The organism is Candidatus Diapherotrites archaeon, from assembly GCA_040755695.1.
In the GTDB taxonomy this organism is placed as follows: Archaea; Iainarchaeota; Iainarchaeia; order Iainarchaeales; family 1-14-0-10-31-34; genus JBFMAK01.
The window spans coordinates 1-2,908 of sequence record JBFMAK010000011.1; the positions used below are offsets into that span (position 1 = coordinate 1).

A 2,908-nucleotide genomic window follows, 5' to 3' on the forward strand; every position below is an offset into this window, starting at 1 on the left:
TTCATAGGTGAAAGAGGTGGTAGCATCAATCGACTGCTCAGTAGAACTTAAGAGATTACCCCGCCCATCATAGCTCATCGTCATTATGGCCCCATTTGGCCGGATGATCTGGGTGGGATTGGAGTTCTCATCCCTTTCAAGATAGGTAGTTCTACCCAGGGCATCGGTCTCTTCAGTGACTCCACCGAACTTATCAGTACTTCCGGTGCGCTTGGCTATACCACAGCAGCTTTCCTCTACTTCGTATCTTACCTCCTCAGGTCTTACTACTGGCGCCGGGTTATCCGGGGTGCCTGTGCCTTCCGGTAGGTCATTGATCAGATGCTGGGTGTCAGTAGGTCTGAATCTTGAGATTCTTATCTCCCTTGTCAATTGCCCATCCTTCAGGACCTCATGCTCTGGGGAGTGAACCTCCGCAATTCTTCCATAGTTATCGTAGATGTAAGAGGTTACATTGCCCCGCTCATCGGTTTTAGAGGTGAGGAGATGCTTGGAGTCATAGGTGAAGGATTTGGAAGTCCCATCAGGATTGGTGATCATTACCAGATTTCCCTCCCTGTCATAGTAGGGACGGGTTACCCTTCCGGCCGGGTCGGTGATGGTAGAGAGGTGGTCTCCCGAGTAGGCAAAGGAGGTTACCTGGCCCACCGGGTCGGTGATGGAGATGAGCCTATCTCCCTCATCATAGGTGTAGGTAGTAGTATTGCCGTTTCTATCCACCGTTGAGGTATGGAGACCTTTGGAGTTGAAGTAGTGTCTTGTGCTGTCCTTCATTGTGCGGGTATAGGTACCATCCGGATTTCGGACAAAGGTTGAAAACTCCCCGGATGGAGGAATAAATGTATCCGAGACCTTAGGCATAACGGCTACTCCACGGGGACCATCCCCAACAGGGATTTTGCCTACCACGGTATTACATCTGAAGATATCAATGACAGTGACACTATCGCTCCACCAGGTAGTCACATAGGCATATCTGCCATCCGGGGTGATGTCTACTACGGTAGCGCCCCCACCAACAGAGACTGTATCTACCACTGTATTACTTGAAGTATCGATGACAGAGACAGTCCCGCTATAATGATTAGGCACATAGACATATCTGCTATCCGGGGTGATAGCCGCTACGACAGGATAATCCCCCACAGGAACGGTTGCTACCACTGTATCGCTTGAGGTATCAATGACAAAGACATCATCGCTCTGGGTATTACACACATAGACATATCTACCATCCGGGGTAACAGCCACTCCCTCGGGACGAGACCCAACAGGGATTAGGTTTACCACGGTATTGCTTGAGGCATCGATGACAGAGACAGTATTCTTCCAATAATTGCTTACATAGGCATATCTACTATCCGGAGTGAAGGCTATTCCATAGGGATAGCGCACACCACCGATGGTGCTGACTACTGTATTGCTTGAGGTCTCGATGACAGAGATATTATGACTGCTAAAATTACCCACATAGACATATCTCCCATCGGGCCTGACAGCCAATTCCCAGGGCCGCGACCCAACAGTGATTGTGCTTATCACTACATCGCTTGAGATATCGATGACAGAGACATCATGACTATAATTATTAACTATATAGGCATATTTAGCATCCGGGGTAACAGCCACGGCACTAGGTCTATTGCCAACAGGGATTGTTTTTACCACCATATCGCTTGAGGGGTCAATGTTGAGGTTGAGGACAGAGACACTATTGCTCCCGGTATTAGTCACATAGGCGAATTGTTTTTTGGAAAAGACAAGGGAAGAGCCATCCCCTTCGGTCAGGAGTATATCCCCATCCGGATCAAGGTGCAGCCGCTGGAGACCAGCTAAGCCCCAGCCTGCACCAAAAGGGGAGTCAACCTGGTTATGGATGATGAATCTTCCCTGCATAGATGAACTACGGGGAACAAAGAAGGGGGTAAATATATTCAGGACACGGTCGGGTAAGCCACCAAAGATATTGGTTGTGGCATAGCTTAAATTAAAATCATTGGAGAGGGTGATCTTGTATGGATAACTACCGGTGGAGAGGGTCTTACCCCGGGCATTTCTACCATCAAAAAAGAAGGCCTGGCGGGCATCACCAGCGGTTGGGGTATACTTTATCTCCTTGCGAATACCTTCTGCCTCAAGCAGATAACCAGAGGTAGGAGCCCAAAAGGCAGAAAGGCTATCAACATTGGCCTCGGTCTCAAAGAGGACAGAGGGGTTAGCCGTGCTGGAGGTATAAGTCAGGATGAGGCTCTTAGATACATTTAAAGCTTTTGTAGAGGGAAGGGTGTGATCTATATAGAGGTCCCCCGTCTTGATACCAACCCTTGAGCCGGCCGAAGAGGCGCACTCTTTCCCCGGAGCATTATTCTCAGGGGTCTTGTTCTCCTGTGAGGTGGGGGCCTTCAATCCTCTTCTTAACCGCCAGGCAAGGTTGCAGTCATACCAGGAGAAGCGAGAGATGGTATATTCGGACCACTGGCCATCATCCGTGACAATGCCCATCCCAACAGGCTCCCAGCAACTGCCTTTGTTGTAGAATCCTATGGGAATAGGGGTGCCCGGGTCAAAGCCAAGGGTATTTTTTACTCGCAAGGTAACTGGTTGGTCGAACCTGGCATCAGCAGGTTCAAAACTGGCCGCATAGGTAAAGATGGAGTTTGGGGGAAGGGGGAAGGGGAGGTGCTCTGCCTTCTCACACCAGGTTGCCTGAACATCTATCGGCTCTGAGACGGCCCCGGGAGGAAAAATAAGCTCTAAGGTTCCAGTAGAGTTGGTAGCTGTGCCCCCTTCCGGGGTGATAGTTGTTACCTTTGGATCTAAGGGGGTAAGATAGACGGGATCAACTGAGGTGTCCCGGGTTGAGACAACCTCGGCCCGTCTCTGGGCATAGGTATAGCCGGACTTGGTA

General features: G+C 50.0%; 1 protein-coding gene. It reads right to left on the reverse strand.

From position 1 onward, the window contains the following. Positions 1 to 2,908, reverse strand: a 2,908-nt coding sequence (locus tag AB1467_07345) for a beta-propeller fold lactonase family protein (protein MEW6296069.1), incomplete at both ends; no start/stop codon positions are given.